Source organism: Roseomonas haemaphysalidis, assembly GCF_017355405.1.
Taxonomy (GTDB): domain Bacteria; phylum Pseudomonadota; class Alphaproteobacteria; order Acetobacterales; family Acetobacteraceae; genus Pseudoroseomonas; species Pseudoroseomonas haemaphysalidis.
Genome location: NZ_CP061177.1, coordinates 294,426 through 312,099, shown reverse-complemented (window position 1 = coordinate 312,099; position 17,674 = coordinate 294,426). Strand labels below are relative to the sequence as shown.

Sequence of the window (17,674 nt, the reverse complement as noted above, 5' to 3'; positions counted from 1 at the left end):
GATGCGACTGTTGATCCTGCCGCTGCTGTTGCTGGCTGTCCCCGCCCGGGCGGAGGTGCACGAGGTGCGCATGCTGAACCGCAACGACACCGGCGGCATGGTCTACGAGCCAGAGTTCCTGCGCCTGCGGCCAGGCGACAGCATCCGCTTTGTCGCCACCCACGTGACGCACAACGCCGCCTCCATCCCCGCCATGCTGCCACCTGGCGCCACCTCCTTCAAGGGGCGCATCAACGAGGAGATCGTGGTGCCCTTCGCCGTGCCCGGCACCTACGGCATCCAGTGCATCCCGCACTTCGCGATGGGCATGGTGATGCTGGTGCAGGTGGGCGATGCCCGGGCCGACGCGGCGGCCTTGCCGGACAACCTGCCGCCCCCGGCACGGCGGCGCTTCGAGCGGATCCTGCAACGGGCGGAATGACGCGCCGCCCCAGGCACCAGAGCCCTTGCCACCCAACCGAGCGGGGAAAAGGCGGATGTGGCCGCGGGGGGGGGCGGGAAACGAATGTGTCCGCCCCCACCGTTCAGGCGACTTGCGCCAGCCCCTGGAACGCCACGGCGAAACGATCACGCTCCGCCGGGGTCATGTGCAGCCCCCGCTTGGTGCGGCGCCACAGCGCGTCGTCCGGCGCCCGCACCCACTCGTTGCGCACCATCCAGTCCAGCTCGCGCTCCGTGATGCCGCCGCCCAGGTCCTCGCCTAGTTCGCCAGCGGAGGCGGCACCGCCCAGCACCTGGTCCAGCTCGCCGCCATAGCAATGGAACAGCCGGGCCAGCCGGTCGGCCGGCAGAAAGGGGTAGCGCGCGGCGGCGGCGGCAAGGAAGGCTTGCGCCGACAGCCCGCCCAGGTCGCCGCCGGGCAGGGTGCTGCCGGCGGTCCAGGCGGGGCGGGGGCGGCCCAGCGCGTCGCAAAGCTGCGTCGCCGCGTCCTCGGCCAGCCGGCGGTAGGTGGTGATCTTGCCGCCGAACACGGACAGCAGCGGCGCGGCCGACCGGTCCATCTTCAACACATAGTCCCGCGTCACGGCGGAAGGGTTCTCGGCCCCGTCGTCGTGCAGCGGGCGCACGCCGGAATAGGTCCAGACGATGTCCTCGGGCGTCACCGGCTTGCGGAACTGGCGGGACACGGCGCGGCACAGATAGGCCGCTTCCTCCGGCGTGCAGCGGGGCGGGCCGCTGTCCGGGTCGTGCGGCACGTCCGTGGTGCCGATCAGCGTGAAGCGCCCCTCGTAGGGGATCACGAAGACCACGCGCCGGTCGTCGTTCTGCAGGATGTAGGCCTGGTCGCCCTCGTACAGCGCGGGCACCACGATGTGGCTGCCGCGCACCAGGCGGATGCGGTCCGGTGCCTTCACGCCGGTATCCTGCAGCGCCTGCATCACCCAGGGGCCGGCAGCATTGGCGATGGCACGGGCGCGGATCGTTTCGCGCTGGCCGCCCTCGGCCTCCAGCGTCACGGTCCAGCCCTCGGCATCGCGGGCCGCGCCGATAAAGCGCGTGCGGACGCGGACCTCGGCGCCGCGCGCCGCGGCATCGCGGGCGTTCAGGATGACGAGGCGGGAATCCTCCACCCAGGCATCGGAATAAGCGAAGCCGTGCGTGGCGGCGCCGTTCAGCGGCGCGCCCCAGGGATGGGTGCGGAAGTCCAGCGCCTGGCTGCCGGGCAGGGTCACGCGCTTGGCCAGGTTGTCGTACAGGAACAGTCCGGTGCGCAGCATCCAGCGCGGCCGCATGTCCGGCACGTGCGGCAGCACGAAGCGCATGGGCCAGACGATGTGCGGGGCGGTGCGCAGCAGCACCTCGCGCTCCGCCAGCGCCTCGCGCACCAGCCGGAACTCGCGGTGCTCCAGGTAGCGCAGCCCGCCATGCACCAGCTTGGAGGAGTTGGAGGAGGTGGCGCCGCCGAGGTCGCCGCGCTCCACCAGCAGCACGGACAGCCCGCGCCCCGCCGCGTCGCGCGCGATGCCGGCGCCGTTAGCCCCGCCGCCGATGACCAGGAGGTCGATGGTGCCGGGCATCAGATCAGCCTCGCGCGGATGCGGGTGACGATGATCTCGGCCAACAGCACCACCACCAGCACCGCCAGCAGCACGGTGGCGACGCGCGGCCACTGGAAGAAGTTGATGGCATCGTCCAGCACCAGCCCGATGCCGCCGGCGCCGACCAGGCCGAGCACGGCGCTTTCGCGCACGTTGATGTCCCAGCGGAACAGCGCGATGCCCCAGAAGGCCGGCTGCACCTGCGGCCAGACGCCCTTCAGCAGCTCCGAGCCCCAGGGGGCACCAGCGGCGCGCAGTGCCTCGCGCGGGCCAGGCGCGGTTTCCTCCAGGGCTTCCGCCAGCAGCTTGCCGACGAAGCCCACCGAGCGGAACGCGATGGCGAAGACGCCCGCCGCCGGGCCGGGGCCGAAGATGGCGACGAACAGCAACGCCCAGACCAGCGAGTTGACCGAGCGGGACGCGACGAGGCCGAGCTGCGCCAGCGCGTTGATCGGGCGGATCGTGCAGATGTTGCGCGCCGCCAGCAGCGCCAGCGGCACGGCCAGGATAAAGCAGAACACGGTGCCGAGCGTCGCGATGTGCAGCGTCTCGATCAGCGCGTTGTGCACTTCCGGGTAGTAATGCGACAGCTCGGGCGGCCACATCCGCACCAGCATGTCGCCCATCTGCTCCGGCGCGTCCGCCAGGAACTCGGGGATGATGTCGATGCTGCGCACCGCCCAGACGACGGCGGCGACGCAGGCGAGCCAGACCAGCCAGCGGGAGATGCGCTGCGCGGGCGTGTGGCGCTGCCATTCGCGCCGGAGCGGCGCGACGGGATCATGCGTGATGCTGTTCATCGCAGGGCGGCCCGGATGCGGCCGGAGATGATCTCGGCCAGGAAGATGAGGGCGATGATGGAAAGCAGGATGGCGGCCACGAAGTCGTAGTCGAAGCGCTTGAAGGCCGCGAACAGCGTGCCGCCGATGCCGCCCGCGCCGACGATGCCGACCAGCGTGGAGTTCCGCAGGTTGCTGTCGAGCTGGTACAGGCAGAAGCCGATGAAGCGCGAGGAGACCTGCGGCAGCACCGCGTAGAACAGCACCTTCATCACGCCGGCGCCGGTGGCGCGGATCGCCTCCACCTGCTTCATCGAGATCTCCTCGATGGCTTCGGCGAAGAGCTTGGCGATGAAGCCGACGGAAGCCACCACCAGCGCCGCCGTGCCGGCCAGCGCGCCGAAGCCGATGGCCTTCACGAACAGGATGGCGACGATCACGTAGTGCAGCGAGCGGCAGACCGCGATCACGCCGCGCACCGGCCCGGCGATCCAGAGCGGCGACAGGTTGCGCGCCGCCAGCACGGACAGCGGCAGCGAGATCAGGATACCGAGCGCGGAAGCCAGCACAGCGATCTGCAAGCTTTCCAGCATGCCTTCCAGCAGCAGCTGCCAGCGCTCGAAGTTCGGCGGCACCATGCGGGCCAGCAGCCGGCCGCCCTCGCCCATGCCATGCGCCACGCGGTCCCAGCTCAGGCCGAGGCGCGAGGACGCCCAGACCGTATAGGCGAGCAGCACCAGCAGCGCCGCGCGCAGCGCCCAGTTGGGCGCGAAGGCGACGCGCCGTGCGGTGGTGGCGCTCACAGCCAGTCCTCGCCGCCGTAGATGGCGCGCAGGTGGTGCTGCTCCAGCTCCTCCGGCGGGCCGTCGAACACCACGGAGCCGCCGGACATGCCGATGATGCGGCGCGCGTAGCGCTTGGCGAGCTCGACGTTGTGGATGTTGATGATGACCGGCACGCCCTCGGCCGCCGTCAGCTTTGTCAGCAGTTCCAGCACCTCGACCGCGGTGCGCGGGTCGAGCGAGGAGGTCGGTTCGTCGGCCAGCAGGATCTCCGGCCGCTGCATCAGCGCGCGGGCGATGCCGACGCGCTGCCGCTGGCCGCCGGACAGCGCGTCGGCGCGGCGCGTCGCGTGTTCCGGCAGGCCGACAGCATCCAGCAGCATGAAGGCGCGCTGGATATCCTCCTCCGGGTACTTGCGCAGCCAGGCGCGCCACAGCGGCACGTAGCCGAGCCGGCCGCTGAGCACGTTCTCCATGACCGTCAGGCGCTCGACCAGGTTGTATTCCTGGAACACCATGCCGATGCGCCGCCGCGCCAGCCGCAGCTGCTTGCCGCGCAGCCCGGTCAGCTCCGCGCCGTGCAGCGTGATGGAGCCGCTGGTCGGCTCCACCAGCCGGTTGATGCAGCGGATCAGCGTGGACTTGCCGGTGCCGGAAGGGCCGATGATGGCGGTGATGCCCTCGGCCGGCACCGACACGTCGATGCCCTTCAGCACCGGCTTGCCGGCGGCGTATTCCTTCACCAGCTTGCGGATCTGCAGGACGCTGGCGACGGCGGGCGCCGCGCCCCCAGGGGTTCCCTGGGGTGCGGCGGTCATGGTGGCGGACATGCTGTGCTCTTCAGGCGGTCAGCGCGCGGGCGCGGGCGTGGCACCCGTGGGCGCGACATGGGTGGGGGCGGCGGGCTGCTGCGCCTGGGCCCGCTTGCGCGCCTCGGCTTCCAGCTCGCGGCGGCTTTCGGCATCAAAGGCGGCGCGGTTGTAGGGGGCGCCCACGGCATCGGCCACGGCGCGGACCGGCGCCCACTGCTCGGCATAGGTCGCGGGCCAGAAGCGGTCGTTGCCGCCCAGGTCGCGCGCCATCTGCTCGGGGAAGCGGTAATCCAGGAAGCACTGGCGGATCTTGGCGGACAGCTCCGGCTTCAGGTCGCTGGCGACGGCGAAGCCGCTGGTGGGGAAGGGATCGCTTTCCCACAGCACGCGGAAGTTCTCGCGCTTCACCTGGCCGCGCGCGATCATGCGGGTCCAGACGTCCGACGCCACGGGCGCGGCATCGTAGTCGCCGGCATTGACGCCCATCACGCTGCGGTCATGGCCGCCGGAATACACCACGTTGTAGTCCGTGTCCGGCGTCAGGCCGAGCGCGGGAAAGAAGGCGCGCGGCGCCAGGTTGCCGGAGTTGGAGGTAGCCGAGGTGTGCGCCACGCGCTTGCCGCGCAGGTCCGCCAGCGACTGGTAGGGGCTGTCCGCCCGCACGATCATCACGACCTTGTAGCTCTCGTAGCCCTGGGCATCGCCCTTGACCGCGAAGGGCACGGCACCGGCAAGGTTCACCGCGAAGGCGGTGGGGCCGGTGGAAAAGCCCGCCACGTGCAGGCGACCGGAGCGCATGGCCTCGACCTGCGCGGCGTTCGACGTCACCTGGAAATACACGGCGCGCTTGCCGGTGCACTGCGTCAGGTAATCCAGGAACGGCTTGAACTGGCTGGCGTAGAGCGCGGGGTCTTCCACCGGCGTGTAGGTGAAGACGATGGTCGACGGATCGCGCAGCTTGGACGGGTCGGTCGGCGCGTCGGCCACCATGTCGCGGTTGGCGTCGCAATAGGCCTCGTCCAGCGCGCCACGGAAGGCGCAGGCGGCCTGCTGGGCGGCGGCGGGCGTGGCGGACAGGGACAGGGCGCCGAGGCTGAGGCACAGCGCGGTGCCGGCCAGGAACAGGGTTTTCATGCTGCGTTTTCCTCCGGGATGGAACCGCGCGCCTTGAGCAGCGCGTCGGCGAATTCGGCGAAGCCCGCGCCGCCTTCGGCACGGGTGATAAAGGCGGGCGGCGTGCTCATGCCGGCCAGGAACGGCGCCACGTTGGCGACACCGACCGAGCAGGCGACGGCGGCGAACAACGGCGCGTCGTTGGCGCTGTCGCCCGCGAAGGCGACCTGCTGGCGCACCGCATCGAAGGGGTGGAAGCGGGCGGCGAACAGCGCCTCGATGCCGGCCAGCTTGTCCCAGCCGCCAATCCAGGCATTGACGTGGATGGAGGAGACCTTGGCCTCCGCACCACCTGCGCGGAATACGGCGGCGATGCGCTCGGCCGCCTCCAGGCCCAGCGGCCCGGCGTCCTCGCAGAAGTCCACCGCCACGTCGAACAGCCGGAACGGCTGGTCGGCGGCGATGGCGCTGCCGGGCACGGCACGCAGCGCCTCGGCCGCCAGCGCATGCAGGCGGGCCTGGTTGGCCAGCCGCTCGGCCTCGGGCTGGGCCTGCCAGCGCAGCATGCGCCGCGCCTGCCGGTCCTGCGCGTACCAGAGCGCGCCGTTCTCGCCGACCACGGCGGCCACCGGCCAATGGCGGGCGATGGCGTCGCACCAGCCGGCCGGGCGGCCGGTCACCGGCACCACGGCGATGCCGGCGGCGTCCAGCGCTTCCAGCGCCGCATAGGCGCGGGCGGGCAGGCGGCCGTCCAGGGTCAGGGTGTCGTCGATGTCGGTCAGCACCCAGCGCAGCGCGGCGAGTTGGGCGGCGGGGGCGGCGGACAGGGGGCGGGGCAGGTCTTGTGTCATATACATGTTGCACTTGCCACCTATCCCTGTGGCAGGTCAAACATGTTTTTTACAGTTCCGCGACAGTGAGCCGCAGCCCGTGCCGCCCCAGCGCGGCAGCCAGCGGCACCGGCGGATGTGCTTCCGTCACCAGGTCGGTGATCTGCTCGGGCGGGCACACCTGTTCCAGAAAGGCGCGGCCGAACTTCGAGCTGTCGACCAGCAGCAGCCGGCGCGGGGCGCGCTCCAGCATGGCGCGCTTGACCCAGGCGGCGCGGCTTTCCGCCTCGCTCGGGCCTTCCTCGGTCAGGCCGGACGCGCCGATCACCGCCATGTCCACATGGAAGCGGCGCAGAAAGGCCGCCGTCTCGGGGCCGTACAGCCCGCGCTCCACCACGCTCAGCTCGCCCGGCGCCACCAGCACCCGCAGCGCCTCGCTGGCGCCGGCGGCCAGCGCCGCGTCCAGGCTGTTGGTCAGCAGCGTGGCGCGCACGCCGCGCGCCGCCAGGGCGCGGGCGAAATGCGTGGTGGTGCTGCCCGCGTCCAGCATCACCACCGTGCCGTCCTCCACCAGCGCGGCGGCGGCCTGGCCGATGCGCGCGCGCTCGGCCACCAGCAGCGTTTCCCGCTCCGACAGCCGCGGCTGGCTGGCCGGCTGGGAGGCGGAAGCGCCGCCATAGGTCCGCCGCACCATGCCGGACGCCGACAGCGCCTCGATGTCGCGCCGCACCGTTTCCGTGGACACGGCGAACTGCTCCGCCAGCGTGCTGATGCGCACCGTGGGGTCGGTGGACAGCGCGTCCAGGATGGCGGCGTGGCGGGCGGCCTTGCCGAGAGAGGTCACATTGCGAGGGGCCATAGGTTGCAAGGTGCCACATTGGCGGGCCGGCGCAAGCGGCGTGTGCTGAATTGGCGTGTTCGCGCAACCCCACTCGGCGCCCGCGCGCTTTCACGGCGACCAGACCGGAGAATGATGTGCCCAGAACAGCAGTGGTTACCGGCGGCAGCGCCGGCATCGGCCTTGCCACGGCCGAACATCTGGCCCGCGACGGGTGGCAGGTCGCCATCATCGCCCGCGACGAGGCCCGGCTGGAGGAAGCTCGCGCGCGGCTGTCCCGCTATGCCCGGGTGATCGCCATCAGCGCCGACGTGGCGGATGCCGAGGCGGTGGATGCCGCTGCCGAACAGGTGGAAGCCGAGCTTGGCCCGATCGACGCCTGGGTCAACAACGCCATGTCCACCGTGGTGGCGCCGGCGGACCAGATCACCGCCGCCGAATACGCGCGCGTCACGGCCACCACCTATCTCAGCCAGGTGCACGGCACGCTGGCGGCGCTGCGGCACATGAAGCCGCGCAACCGCGGGGTGATCGTGCAGGTCTCCTCCGGCCTCGGCTTCCGCGCGGTGCCCATGCAGGCGGCCTATTGCGCGGCCAAGTTCGCGGTATCCGGCTTCACGGATTCGCTGCGGGCCGAGTTGATCGCCGACCATGTGGATGTGGCGCTGTCCGTGGTCTACCTGCCGGCGGTCAACACGCCGCAGCCCAGCTGGGCGCGCAACCACACCGGCCACCAGCAGGTGCTGCCCGACCCGCTGTTCGACCCGCGCGTCTGCGCTACGGCCATTGCCCGCGCCATCCACGACCCGCAGCGCGAATACTGGGTGGGCCGTTCCACGGCCATGATGGCGGTGGGCCAGGCGCTGGCGCCGGGCTTCGCCGACCGGCAGGCCAGCTCCTTCAAGCAACAGCAGATGGGCGCGCCGGCCCCGGACAAGGCCGGCAACCTGGAGGAGCCGGTGCCCGGCCCCGCGCGCATCGACGGCGCCTCGACCGACCGCGCGGTGACCGGCACCTGGGACATCTTCACGTCCCGCCAGCGTGACATGCTGAAGGTCGCCGTCGCCGGCGGGCTGCTCGGGCTCGGCACGCTGATCGGGCTGGGCCTGGGCCGCGACAAGCCGCGCCCCGTCCCCCGCCCCGTCGCTGCCCGTCCGCTGCACCGCCCCGATCGCTGGCGGCACTGATGGACCGGCTGCCGCCCCAGGGCGTTCCGACACGCCAGGCGGGGCGGCGGAATGCCGGCTGCCTGCCACTGGAAGACTACGGCGCGCTGGGCGATGGCCGCTCCGTCGCGCTGTCCGGCGCCGATGGCTCGATCGACTGGTGGTGCGTGCCCAACCTCGACTCGCCGCCGCTGTTCGACCGGTTGCTGGACCCCGAGGAAGGTGGGCGCTTCGTGATCGCGCCCGAACTGCCCTTCACGGTGCGGCAATCCTACCGCCCGCGCAGCAACGTCCTGGAAACGGTGTTCACCACGGACACCGGCGAGGCGCGGCTGACCGAATCGCTGAACAGCGGCCGTGCCGGGCGCCTGCCCTGGGCGGAGCTGGCGCGGCGCATCGAGGGCCTGTCCGGCGAGGTGCGCTTCCGGCTGGACATGCGGCCGGGCCGCCGCGCCCAGGCCGCCAGCCCCTACCAGTCCAAAATCGGTCGCCACTTCGTATTCCATGTGGAGCGCGTGCTGGGGCTGCTGCTGCACAGCGACGGCATCCGCTGCGAGCGCACGGACGAAAGCGTCACGGGCAGCTTCTCCGTATCCGCCGGCAGCCGCGAGGTGCTGGCCATCATCGCCGGCATGGACGAGCCGCTGGTGGTGCCGCCGGTGGAGGAGATCGACCGGCGCATCGACATTTCGGACGACGAATGGCGGGCCTGGGCGGACAGCGTGGCGCACCGCAGCTCGGAGCGGCCGGCCTTTGTGCGCAGCGCGCTGGCGCTGAAGCTGCTGCTGTTCTCGCCGTCCGGCGCCATCGCGGCCGCCGCCACCACCTCGCTGCCGGAGGGCATCGGCGGCAAAAAGAATTACGACTACCGCTACGCCTGGGTGCGCGACGCCGGCTACACCATCAAGGCCTTTCTGGCCGCCGGCGCCCAGGCGGAAGCCAAGGCCGCCTTCGCCTGGCTGCTCGACCGGCTGCGGCAGGAAGGCTGCCGGGTGTGCTACACGCTGTCTGGCGCGCCGGTGCCGCAGGTGCGCGAGATCGACGTGCCGGGCTATCGCGATTCCCGGCCGGTGGTGACAGGCAACCTGGCGACCGACCAGCACCAGCACGGCATCTACGGCGACATCTTCGAAACCGCGGCGCGCTTCGTGGGCTACGGCAATATCCTGGACCCCTCCAGCGCCGAGCTGCTGTCGCACATCGCCGACCAGTGCGCCGACCGCTGGCGGCAAAAGGATGCCGGCATCTGGGAACTGCCGGATGCCGAGCATTACACCATGTCCAAGATCAGCTGCTGGCAGGCCCTGGCGCGCGCCGTGGAGCTGGCCGACCAGGGCCAGCTGCCCACCACCTGCCGCGAGCGCTGGGAGCGCGAGCGCGACCGCATCGCGCACTGGATCGAAGCCAACTGCTGGTCGGAGGTGCAGCAGTCCTTCGTGCTGCATCCCGGCTCGGACAAGCTGGACGCATCGCTGGCGCTGGCGGTGCGCTTTGGCTTCGACGGGCGGGAGCGGCTGGAAAAGACCCTGGACGCGATCGACCGCCGCCTGGGCGCCGGGCCATACCACTACCGCTACAGCGGGTCCGAAGTGGAGGAAGGCTGCTTTCTGGCCTGCTCGTTCTGGATGGTGGAAGCGCGCGCGCTGCTCGGCCAGCGCAGCCGCGCGCAGGCGGCGCTGGGCCGGCTGACGGCGGCGCTGGACCGCGGGGTGGGCATCTACAGCGAGATGGCCGACCCCGGCAGCGGCACCTACCTCGGCAACCTGCCGCAGGGGCTGTCGCACCTGGCGCATATCATGGCGCTGGATGCATTGCAGGACGAGGCGCCGGCCTGAGCCGTCAATCCAGCCCCAGCGTGCCGCGCAGCCGGGACAGGTCCTCGGCCAGCGCGGTGACCGGCGCCTGCAGGGCGTTGCGGTCGGAGGGTGTCAGCGTCTCGTAGTTTTGAAAGCCGTCCGGCGTGCGATAGCGGGCGAGGATGGCGTCCACCTTGGCGAAGTTGCCGTCCACGCCGGTCAGCAGCGCGGTGTCCGCGCGCTCCAGCAGCGGCCGCAGCACGCCCACGATGATCTTGGCGCCGTCCAGGTTCGCCTGGAAGTCGGACAGGTCGGCGCCGCTGTAGCGGTTCTCCTCGCCCGAGATCTTGGTGGCGGCAATCTCCTCGATCAGCGCGGCGGCACCGCCCACCACCTTGTCCGGCGGCGTGGTGAGGTCGCGGATGCGCTGCTGCAGCTCGCGCACGTCGGCCACCAGCTTGTCGGCCACGGGCGCCAGTCCCGCCGTGCTGTTCTGCGCGAACAACCCATATTCCAACCGGTGGAACCCGGTGAAGCCGGCATCCTTCTCGCCTTCCGCGTGGTCGTCGGCGCGGGAATCGATGGCGGTGTCGAGGTCGCTGAACAACTCGGCCAGCGGCTCGATCCGCTCGTAATGCACCCGGGCCGGCGCGTAGAGCGCCCGCGCGGCGGCCATGTCGCCGGCCTTGATGGCGGCGGCGAAACGTTGCGTCTGCTCCACCAGCTGCCGCGCCTCGCCGATCACGTAGAGCTTGTAGCGCGCGATGGGCGCCGCCAGCTCCAGCGGCGACACGGCGGCGGGGGTCGCGGCCAGCACGGTGCCGGGGAAGGCCGGGCCGCACAGGGCGAGGCCGGCGGCCAGCAGGAGCATCGGTCGCATCGGGAGTTCCTTTTCGGGCATGGGCATCAGGACTGCAGCAGCGTCTGGCCGAGGTGGCCGCCGGCATCGGGCACGCCGGGCAGAGCGAAGAAATATCCGCCGCCGGTGGGCTTGACGTATTCCTCCAGCCGCTCGCCGTTCAGCCGCCCCTGCACGGCCGCGAAGCCGGCGGCGAGGTCGGCCTGAAAGCAGATGAACAGCAGCCCCATGTCCAGCTGCCCGGCGCGGGTGACGCCGCGGCTGTAGTTGAAGGGGCGGCGCAGGATGCGGCTGCCGTCGGTATCGGCGGTGCGCGGATTGGCCAGGCGGATGTGCGATTCCAGCGCGATGCGCGCGCCGTCCGGATCGTCGGCGTAGTGGATCGGGTCGTGCTCGTCCCGCCCGCCCAGCGGCGCGCCGGAATCCTTGGCGCGGCCGAAGATCGCTTCCTGCTCGCGCAGCGGCGTGCGGTCCCAGCGCTCCACGAAGTTGCGGATGATGCGCACCACCTGATAGCTGCCGCCGGTGGCCCAGGCGGGCTCCTCCCGCCCCGGACCGACCCAGACCAGGTCGCGCATTAGTGGCGCATCGCCGGGGTCGAGGTTGGCGGTGCCGTCCTTGAAGCCCAACAGGTTGCGCGGCGTTTCGGGCGCCGTGCCGCCGCGCGCCTCGGGCAGGAAGCCGTCCTGCTTCCAGCGCAGCCGTAGCAGCGCGGGCGTGTTTTTCAGGATGTCGCGCAGCGCGTGCAGCGTGGCGGCCGGGGTGTGGGCACAGATCTGCAGCAGCAGGTCGCCATGACACCAGTCGCGGTCCGGCGCGTCGTTGGGAAAGCGCGGCATGGCCACCAGGTGGCGCGGCCGGGCCGCCGCCAGCCCGAAGCGTTCGTCGAACAGCGAGGCGCCGACAGCCACCGTGACCGTCAGCCCGTCCGGCAGGATGACGGGGCCGAGGATGCCGGAATCGGCCGGCGGAAAGCGCGGGTCCTCGGCCGGCGGCGTGCCGCCCTGCATCAGAAAGCGGATGCGCGTGGTCAGCAGCTGGAACAACTGCGCCAGTTCCTCGCGCGACCCGGCCAGCACGTCAAAGGCGGCGACCATGCCCGCCGCCGGCGGCGGGTTGAGGATGCCGGCCTGATGCGGGCCGTGAAACGGGATCGCCTGGCTGGATGCCGCGGCATCGCGCCCCGGCGGGCTTTGCATCAACGCCGCGCCAGCCGCCCGCGCCGTGCCCGCCGTCAGCGCGGCACCGCCGCCGGCCAGGCCCAGCAGCAGGCCGCGCCGGCCGGCGGCGGCGGGCGGGGCAGGGGGGCGGAGCGGGCAGCGGCCGGGCCGCGCATCGTGGTCGGTCATGCGGTGCGTTCCCCTTCCGTCACCCCTGGCCCAGGCTGTCGCGCAAAGCGTCGATCCCTTCGGCCAGGTCCAGCAAGGCCGCGCGGCGTTCCGTCGGGCCGGCGGCCAGGGCGGCGCGTGCGGCGGCGAGGCCGCCCCGCATGCGTGCCACCCCCGGCGCGTCCCAGGCCTGGACGGGGCGGGCAAGCAGGCGCACCACCTCGGCGGCGCCTTCCAGCATCGCCCCCGCCAGCGCGGGGTCGGGCGTTTCCGCCGCCTGGCGCGCCATCAGCGCGGCGCCGGCCAGCATGCGGTCGGGCGGCGGCATGCTCCGGGCCATGCTGTCCAGCAGCGTCGCGACATCGGCCTGCAATCCGGCGGCCATGGCGGGGGCGGTGCCATCGCCCCGGCGCAGCGCCAGGTCCAGGCGCTGAAAGCCGGTGAAGGCGGGGTCGGCCTCGCCGCCCGCCAGCTCGTCCGCCCGCGCGTCCAGCTTCAGGTCCAGCGGCGCCTGCGCCAGCCGGCTGACCGGACGCAGGTGCTGGTAGGCGGCATGCGCGGCGGCCAGGGCGGGCGCGGCGTCGCCGCCCTGTGCCACGCTGCGCGCCAGATCCTCCATGGCGTCCGACAGGGCGACGCCTTCCAGCGTCAGGTACACCTGATACTCGGCCATGGGACCGACCAGGGCGCGCAGATCCGGTGCCGCGCGGCCGGCGCCACCCGCCGCCGGCAGCACCCGCAGCCGTCCGCGCGGGTTGCCCAACAGGCCACAGGTGATGCTGTAGTCGCCCGGCGCCAGCCGGGCCACCAGCCGCTGGCTGAGGCCGGGGGCGATGTTCTCGCGCTCTTCCAGCACCATCACGCCGTCCAGGATCTCCCATTCTAGCAGGCGCTCGCTCCGATTGACGATGCGGAACACGCTGCGCCCGGCCGGCACGGAAAGGCTGTCCGGCTCGCAGGCATGGGCGGTGACCGTCACGGTCACGGCCGCTTCCTCCGGCGTCCCGCGGCCCGCGCGGTGTGCCCGCCAGTCCAGCACCCCCAGCGCGCCCACCCCCACGGCCAGCAGCGCCACCAAGCCGTAGCCCAGGCGGACGGCGCCGCGCGGCGGCCCGGCGCTCACGCGCGTGCCGCCGGGGCCGCGGCCGGCGGCTGCGGCGCCAGGAACAGCGGCAGCGTCACCAGCAGGAACAGGAGGTAGAGCGCCAGCTCGCCTAGGCTGGGGCGGTCGGCATAGCCGAACAGCCCGGCCAGCACGGCGCCGGCCGCGCCATCGGCCGGCAGCGTGTGGCTGAGGTCGAAGGGCACCTGCTGCAGGGCGTTCCACAGCCCGGCCTCGTGCAGCGCCCGCAGCGCGCCGGCGGCCAACCCGGCGGCGGCCAGCAGCAGCACCACGCCGGTCCAGCGGAAGAAGCGCGCCAGCGGCAGCCGCACGCCGCCCCAGGCGATGGCGGTGCCGGCCAGCGCGGCGGCGGCCAGCCCCAGCACGGCGCCCAGCGGCACCGACCAGCCCTCGCTTTGCCGCAGCAGCGCCAGCAGGAAGATCACCGCCTCTAGCCCTTCGCGCGCCACGGCCAGGAACACCATGGCCACCAGCGCCCAGGCCGAGCCGCTGCCCACCGCCCGTGCCACCCGCGCGCGCATCTCGCCCGCCATGGCGCGGCCGGCGCGGCGCATCCAGAAGGCCATGGCGGTGAGCATGGTGGCGGCCAGCAGGCTCACAGCCGCCTCGAACATCTCCTGCTGCCGCTGCGGGAATTCGCTGCCCAGCAGGTCCAGCAGCAGCCCGGCGCCCAGGCACGCCAGCACGGCGCATAGCACGCCAATCCAGACCAGCGGCATCCAGCCGCCCTGCTCCTGCCGCCGCAGGCAGCCCGCGACGACGCCGACAACCAGCGCGGCTTCCAGCCCTTCGCGCAGCATGATCAGAAACGATACCAGCACGTGCCCGCTCCCGCGGCCCGGCGTCGGGCCTGTGCCCGGAGCCTAGTTGATACTCAGTCGCATGTCAGGGCGCGTTCACGCCATGGCTCCCGGAAGCCTGACGCATGCGTAGCGGCGGCAGATGGCGGTTGAGCTTGCAGCGGCCCTGCAATATGAGAATGCATCGCAATAGCACGCATTGGAACCGCGCATGACCCTGTGCCGGGCCTTACCGCCGTTCCGGCCCCAGCTGCCCGCGCCCATCGCGGCCCTGCTGGCGGCGGGCCGGCCATGACGCCGCGCGGGGCCCATCCCCTCCGTGCCCGGTTCGCGCCGGGGGCGGCAACAAGGCGGCGGCTCGATGTCGCGGTGCGGGTGGTGGTGGCGGTGGGGGGCGGCTACGCCCTGGCCGCCCTGTTCACCATGCTGCTGTCCGCGACGCTGCCGCTGGCGCGGGTGGAGGCGGTGCTGACCGCCAGCATGGCCAGCTTCGCGGTCTACGCCGCCGCCGTGGTCTGGGCCTTCGCGGCCCGCGGCCCATTGCGGGCCTGCGCCGGCATCGCCGTTCCGGCGGCGCTGCTGGGCGGGGTGCTGCTGCTGCGGGGGGCCGGCGCGTGAAGGACGGCTTCCGTCAATCCATGGCCTGGCTGCACAGCTGGTCCGGCCTGCTGGTGGGCTGGATCCTGTTCGCGGTGTTTCTGACCGGCACGGCCGCTTATCTGCGGCCGGAAATCTCCGTGTGGATGCGGCCCGAGATCGCCATGGCCGCGCCCCCCGGCCCACGCGACGCCGAGGTCGCGGTGGCCGCCATGCAGCAGATGGCGCCGGGCTCGCCATCCTGGTTCATCACCCTGCCCGACGGGCGCGACAACGTGACGCGGGTGTATTGGCGCGACGCGCAGGGCGGCGGGCGCCGCTTTCGCGAGGCCGCGCTGGACCCCGCGACCGGACAAACCGTCGCGGCGCGCGACACCATGGGCGGCGAGTTCTTCTACCGCTTCCACTTCCAGCTGCACTACGTCAGCGTCTTCTGGGGCCGCTGGATCGTCACGGCCTGCACCATGGTCATGCTGGTGGCGATCGTCAGCGGCGTGATCACCCACCGCCGCATCTTCGCGGACTTCTTCACCTTCCGCCCGCGCAAGGGGCAGCGCTCCTGGCTGGACGCGCACAACGTCAGCGCCGTGCTGGCGCTGCCTTATCACCTGATGATCACCTATACCGGGCTGGTCATCTTCATGATGATGGCGATGCCCTGGGGCGTGCAGCAGGCCTATCCCAACGACCGCGCCGCCTTCAATGCCGAGCTGTCCGGCAATCCGCCGCCGCGCCGCCCGGCCGGCGTGGCCGCGCCGCTGGTGCCCGTGGCGCCGCTGGTGCGGCAGGCGTCCGACCACTGGGGCGGCGGCACGGTGGGGCGCATCGTCGTGTCCCATGCCGGCGACAGCAATGCCACGGTGCAGCTGGTGCGCCGCGATTCCGAGCGGCTGTCCTACAGCGCGCAGTCCGTCACCTTCAGCGGCGCGACCGGTGTGCTGGTCGCCAGCAGCGGCGCCGGCGGCGCGGCGGCGGAAACCCGGGGCGTGATGTATGGGCTGCATATCGGCCGCTTCGCCGGGCCGCTGCTGCGCGGGCTGTTCGTGCTGGCGGGGCTGGCCGGCACCGCCATGGTGGCCACCGGCTGCGTGCTGTGGGCCGTCAAGCAGCGGCAGCAGGCGGAACGCCGCGGCGGCCCCGGCTTCGGCACCCGGCTGGTGGAGCTGCTGAACGTCGCCACCATCGCCGGCATGCCGCTGGCCATGGCCGCATTCTTGATGGCCAACCGGCTGCTGCCGCTGGACCTGCCCAGCCGCGCGGACTGGGAAATCCACGTCTTCTTCATCGCCTGGGCCGCCTGCCTCGTGCACCCGCTGCTGCGGCGCGGCCGCCGCGCCTGGATGGAGCAGTTCGCCGCCGGCGCGCTGCTGTTCGCCCTGCTGCCGCTGCTGGACGCGGTGGTGACGGAGCGCCACCTGCTGGCATCCGTCCTGCAGGGCGACTGGGTGCGGGCGGGCTTCGCGCTGGGGCTGCTGGCGGTCGCGGCGCTGTTGGCCACGGCGGCTTGGTTCGTGCACCGGCACAAGGCGGCGGCGGCGCCGCCGGCGCGCCGCGCCGCGGCCCCGGCGGCTCCGCTGGCGTCCACGCCGTGAACGGGCTGGGCTTCGCCTGCGCGCATGCCGGGTTCGTGCTGCTGTGCCTGAGCATGGAGCGGCATCATGAACAGGTGCTGGGCCGGCGGCGCATCGCGCCGCTGCGCCGCCGCCTGCTGGCCGGCGCCGGCTGGCTGCTGCTGCTGTTGTCGCCGCTGCCGCTGGTGCGGGCCGATGGCTGGGGCCTCGGGGTGGTGAACTGGACCGGGCTGCTAACGGCGGCGGCCCTGCCGGTGGTGTTGCTGCTCACCTTCCGGCCGCGCTGGGTGATGCCGGCGGCGGCAGCGGCGATGCTGGGCGGCGCCGCGTCGCTGCTCGCCGGCTGAGAGGGGCGGCGCGAGGACTCACGCCAGGGTTTCGCGCAGCCACCGCAGAAAGGCGTGGGCCGCCGGCGTATCCGCCCGGCCGGAAAACGGCACCGCCGCCCAGCCCTCGGCGAAGCCCGTGAAGCCGCAGGGGGCCACGAGGCGGCCGGTGGCCAGCTCGTCCAGCACCAGCCGCCGTTCCACCATGGCGACGCCGAGCCCCGCGATCGCCGCCTCGATGCAGAGATGCGTGTGTGGAAAGCGCAGCTCCGTGCCGAAGGCCGGCACCAGGCCCGCGCGCGCCTGCCAGTTGTCCCAGGCCCGCGCGGTGTGGTCATGGCCGATCCGCGCCGGCATGCGGAAGCAGGACCCGTCGGGCCCGGCCGGGTATCCGGGGGCGCACACCGGGCCGAAGGCGACCTCGCCCAGCGGGATGGCCCGTGCCCGGTCCGCCGCCGGATAGGTGGACCGGTCCCAGGCCACCACCAGGTCGGCGCCTTCGAAGCGCAGCTCGCGCGCGGTGGTCATGGACAGCCGCAGCCGCGCATCCGCGCAGGTCTGGTAGAAGCCCGGCAGCCGCGGCACCAGCCAGCGCATGGCGAAGGTGGCGCTGCAGGCCACGTGCAGCACCGGGCCGCCGGCATCGTCGCGCAGCCGGTCCCAGCCCTCTTCCAGGGTGTCCAGGGCCCGCGCGACAAAGCGCAGCATGGCCGTGCCGTGCGCGTTCAGCCGCAGCCCCGTGCCCGCCTTGTCGAACAGCGCGAAGCCCGCCGCATCCTGCAGCGAGCGCAGTTGCCGGCTGACCGCGCCATGCGTGCGCCCCAGCTCCGCCGCCGCCTGGGTGACGGAGCCGAGCCGCGCGGTCGCTTCAAAGGACCGCAGCGCGGACAAGGGGGGCAGGCGGCGCACGGCGGC

At 72.6% G+C, this 17,674-nt stretch carries 18 protein-coding genes; 6 read left to right on the top strand and 12 right to left on the bottom strand.

Going from position 1 to position 17,674, the window contains the following annotated elements:
• Position 1: 1 nt before the first annotated feature.
• Complete coding sequence (locus IAI59_RS01445) at positions 2-421, top strand: pseudoazurin (RefSeq protein WP_207419391.1); 420 nt, start codon at positions 2-4, stop codon at positions 419-421.
• Positions 422-524: 103 nt separating this feature from the next.
• Here IAI59_RS01445 and glpD read toward each other — a convergent pair whose 3' ends face one another.
• Genes glpD through IAI59_RS01410 form a run of 7 tightly spaced genes read right to left on the bottom strand, consistent with a single transcriptional unit; the run spans position 525 to position 7,214 of the window.
• Positions 525-2,018: a glycerol-3-phosphate dehydrogenase gene (glpD, locus tag IAI59_RS01440; RefSeq protein ID WP_207419390.1), complete on the bottom strand. Its 1,494-nt coding sequence runs from the start codon at positions 2,016-2,018 to the stop codon at positions 525-527.
• The gene (phnE, locus tag IAI59_RS01435) at positions 2,018-2,839 is read right to left on the bottom strand and encodes a phosphonate ABC transporter, permease protein PhnE (protein ID WP_207419389.1); all 822 of its coding nucleotides are present in this window, start codon (positions 2,837-2,839) and stop codon (positions 2,018-2,020) included. The genes glpD and phnE (IAI59_RS01435) overlap by 1 nt, the downstream gene beginning before the upstream one ends.
• Positions 2,836-3,621 (bottom strand): phosphonate ABC transporter, permease protein PhnE, encoded by a 786-nt coding sequence (gene phnE / locus IAI59_RS01430; RefSeq protein WP_207419388.1) that lies wholly within the window; start codon positions 3,619-3,621, stop codon positions 2,836-2,838. The genes phnE (IAI59_RS01435) and phnE (IAI59_RS01430) overlap by 4 nt, the downstream gene beginning before the upstream one ends.
• Positions 3,618-4,418 carry a phosphonate ABC transporter ATP-binding protein gene (phnC, locus tag IAI59_RS01425; protein WP_237181173.1) on the bottom strand — a complete coding sequence of 267 codons (801 nt, stop codon included), beginning with the start codon at positions 4,416-4,418 and terminating at the stop codon, positions 3,618-3,620. The genes phnE (IAI59_RS01430) and phnC overlap by 4 nt, the downstream gene beginning before the upstream one ends.
• Positions 4,419-4,448: 30 nt before the next feature.
• Entirely contained in the window at positions 4,449-5,546 is a 1,098-nt protein-coding gene (phnD, locus tag IAI59_RS01420) for a phosphate/phosphite/phosphonate ABC transporter substrate-binding protein (protein ID WP_207419386.1), read from the bottom strand.
• Positions 5,543-6,382 carry an HAD-IIB family hydrolase gene (locus tag IAI59_RS01415; protein ID WP_207419385.1) on the bottom strand — a complete coding sequence of 280 codons (840 nt, stop codon included), beginning with the start codon at positions 6,380-6,382 and terminating at the stop codon, positions 5,543-5,545. The genes phnD and IAI59_RS01415 overlap by 4 nt, the downstream gene beginning before the upstream one ends.
• 43 nt (positions 6,383-6,425) lie before the next feature.
• Positions 6,426-7,214 carry a DeoR/GlpR family DNA-binding transcription regulator gene (locus IAI59_RS01410; protein WP_207419384.1) on the bottom strand — a complete coding sequence of 263 codons (789 nt, stop codon included), beginning with the start codon at positions 7,212-7,214 and terminating at the stop codon, positions 6,426-6,428.
• Positions 7,215-7,330: 116 nt separating this feature from the next.
• Between IAI59_RS01410 and IAI59_RS01405 the strand changes: the two genes are divergently transcribed.
• Positions 7,331-8,380, top strand: a complete 1,050-nt coding sequence (locus IAI59_RS01405) for an SDR family oxidoreductase (RefSeq protein WP_207419383.1) — start codon at positions 7,331-7,333, stop codon at positions 8,378-8,380.
• Entirely contained in the window at positions 8,380-10,194 is a 1,815-nt protein-coding gene (locus tag IAI59_RS01400; RefSeq protein WP_207419382.1) for a glycoside hydrolase family 15 protein, read from the top strand. Before IAI59_RS01405 ends, IAI59_RS01400 begins: the two co-directional genes overlap by 1 nt.
• A 4-nt stretch (positions 10,195-10,198) precedes the next feature.
• Here the strand turns inward: IAI59_RS01400 and efeO are convergent, their stop codons facing one another.
• The 4 genes from efeO to efeU are packed head-to-tail and all read right to left on the bottom strand — an operon-like array spanning position 10,199 to position 14,286.
• A complete protein-coding gene (gene efeO / locus IAI59_RS01395; RefSeq protein ID WP_272874685.1) occupies positions 10,199-11,035 on the bottom strand; it encodes an iron uptake system protein EfeO in 837 nt (278 codons plus the stop codon).
• A gap of 26 nt (positions 11,036-11,061) precedes the next feature.
• Positions 11,062-12,363, bottom strand: a complete 1,302-nt coding sequence (gene efeB / locus IAI59_RS01390; protein WP_207419381.1) for an iron uptake transporter deferrochelatase/peroxidase subunit — start codon at positions 12,361-12,363, stop codon at positions 11,062-11,064.
• A gap of 19 nt (positions 12,364-12,382) precedes the next feature.
• Positions 12,383-13,465 (bottom strand): cupredoxin domain-containing protein, encoded by a 1,083-nt coding sequence (locus IAI59_RS01385; protein ID WP_207419380.1) that lies wholly within the window; start codon positions 13,463-13,465, stop codon positions 12,383-12,385.
• Positions 13,462-14,286, bottom strand: coding sequence for an iron uptake transporter permease EfeU (efeU, locus tag IAI59_RS01380; RefSeq protein ID WP_207419379.1), 825 nt, complete (start codon positions 14,284-14,286; stop codon positions 13,462-13,464). The genes IAI59_RS01385 and efeU overlap by 4 nt, the downstream gene beginning before the upstream one ends.
• A 270-nt stretch (positions 14,287-14,556) precedes the next feature.
• On the opposite strand from efeU, the gene IAI59_RS01375 reads away from it, so the two are divergent.
• Genes IAI59_RS01375 through IAI59_RS01365 form a run of 3 tightly spaced genes read left to right on the top strand, consistent with a single transcriptional unit; the run spans position 14,557 to position 16,780 of the window.
• Positions 14,557-14,883, top strand: a complete 327-nt coding sequence (locus IAI59_RS01375; protein ID WP_207419378.1) for a DUF3649 domain-containing protein — start codon at positions 14,557-14,559, stop codon at positions 14,881-14,883.
• Between the two features lie 20 nt (positions 14,884-14,903).
• A complete protein-coding gene (locus IAI59_RS23290; RefSeq protein WP_207419377.1) occupies positions 14,904-16,454 on the top strand; it encodes a PepSY-associated TM helix domain-containing protein in 1,551 nt (516 codons plus the stop codon).
• The gene (locus tag IAI59_RS01365; RefSeq protein WP_207419376.1) at positions 16,451-16,780 is read left to right on the top strand and encodes a DUF3325 domain-containing protein; all 330 of its coding nucleotides are present in this window, start codon (positions 16,451-16,453) and stop codon (positions 16,778-16,780) included. Before IAI59_RS23290 ends, IAI59_RS01365 begins: the two co-directional genes overlap by 4 nt.
• A gap of 18 nt (positions 16,781-16,798) precedes the next feature.
• Here the strand turns inward: IAI59_RS01365 and IAI59_RS01360 are convergent, their stop codons facing one another.
• Positions 16,799-17,668 (bottom strand): LysR substrate-binding domain-containing protein, encoded by an 870-nt coding sequence (locus IAI59_RS01360; RefSeq protein ID WP_237181172.1) that lies wholly within the window; start codon positions 17,666-17,668, stop codon positions 16,799-16,801.
• Positions 17,669-17,674: the final 6 nt, after the last annotated feature.

Bases quoted from the DNA above. Each gene is read 5' to 3' on its own strand.
- IAI59_RS01400 (WP_207419382.1), top strand. From the start codon at position 8,380: ATGGACCGGCTGCCGCCCCAGGGCGTTCCGACACGCCAGGCGGGGCGG.
- IAI59_RS01375 (WP_207419378.1), top strand. From the start codon at position 14,557: ATGACGCCGCGCGGGGCCCATCCCCTCCGTGCCCGGTTCGCGCCGGGG.
- IAI59_RS01445 (WP_207419391.1), top strand. From the start codon at position 2: ATGCGACTGTTGATCCTGCCGCTGCTGTTGCTGGCTGTCCCCGCCCGG.
- efeO (WP_272874685.1), bottom strand. From the start codon at position 11,035: ATGCGACCGATGCTCCTGCTGGCCGCCGGCCTCGCCCTGTGCGGCCCG.
- phnC (WP_237181173.1), bottom strand. From the start codon at position 4,418: ATGACCGCCGCACCCCAGGGAACCCCTGGGGGCGCGGCGCCCGCCGTC.
- IAI59_RS01415 (WP_207419385.1), bottom strand. From the start codon at position 6,382: ATGTATATGACACAAGACCTGCCCCGCCCCCTGTCCGCCGCCCCCGCC.
- glpD (WP_207419390.1), bottom strand. From the start codon at position 2,018: ATGCCCGGCACCATCGACCTCCTGGTCATCGGCGGCGGGGCTAACGGC.
- IAI59_RS01410 (WP_207419384.1), bottom strand. From the start codon at position 7,214: ATGGCCCCTCGCAATGTGACCTCTCTCGGCAAGGCCGCCCGCCACGCC.
- phnD (WP_207419386.1), bottom strand. From the start codon at position 5,546: ATGAAAACCCTGTTCCTGGCCGGCACCGCGCTGTGCCTCAGCCTCGGC.
- phnE (WP_207419389.1), bottom strand. From the start codon at position 2,839: ATGAACAGCATCACGCATGATCCCGTCGCGCCGCTCCGGCGCGAATGG.
- efeB (WP_207419381.1), bottom strand. From the start codon at position 12,363: ATGACCGACCACGATGCGCGGCCCGGCCGCTGCCCGCTCCGCCCCCCT.
- IAI59_RS23290 (WP_207419377.1), top strand. From the start codon at position 14,904: ATGGCCTGGCTGCACAGCTGGTCCGGCCTGCTGGTGGGCTGGATCCTG.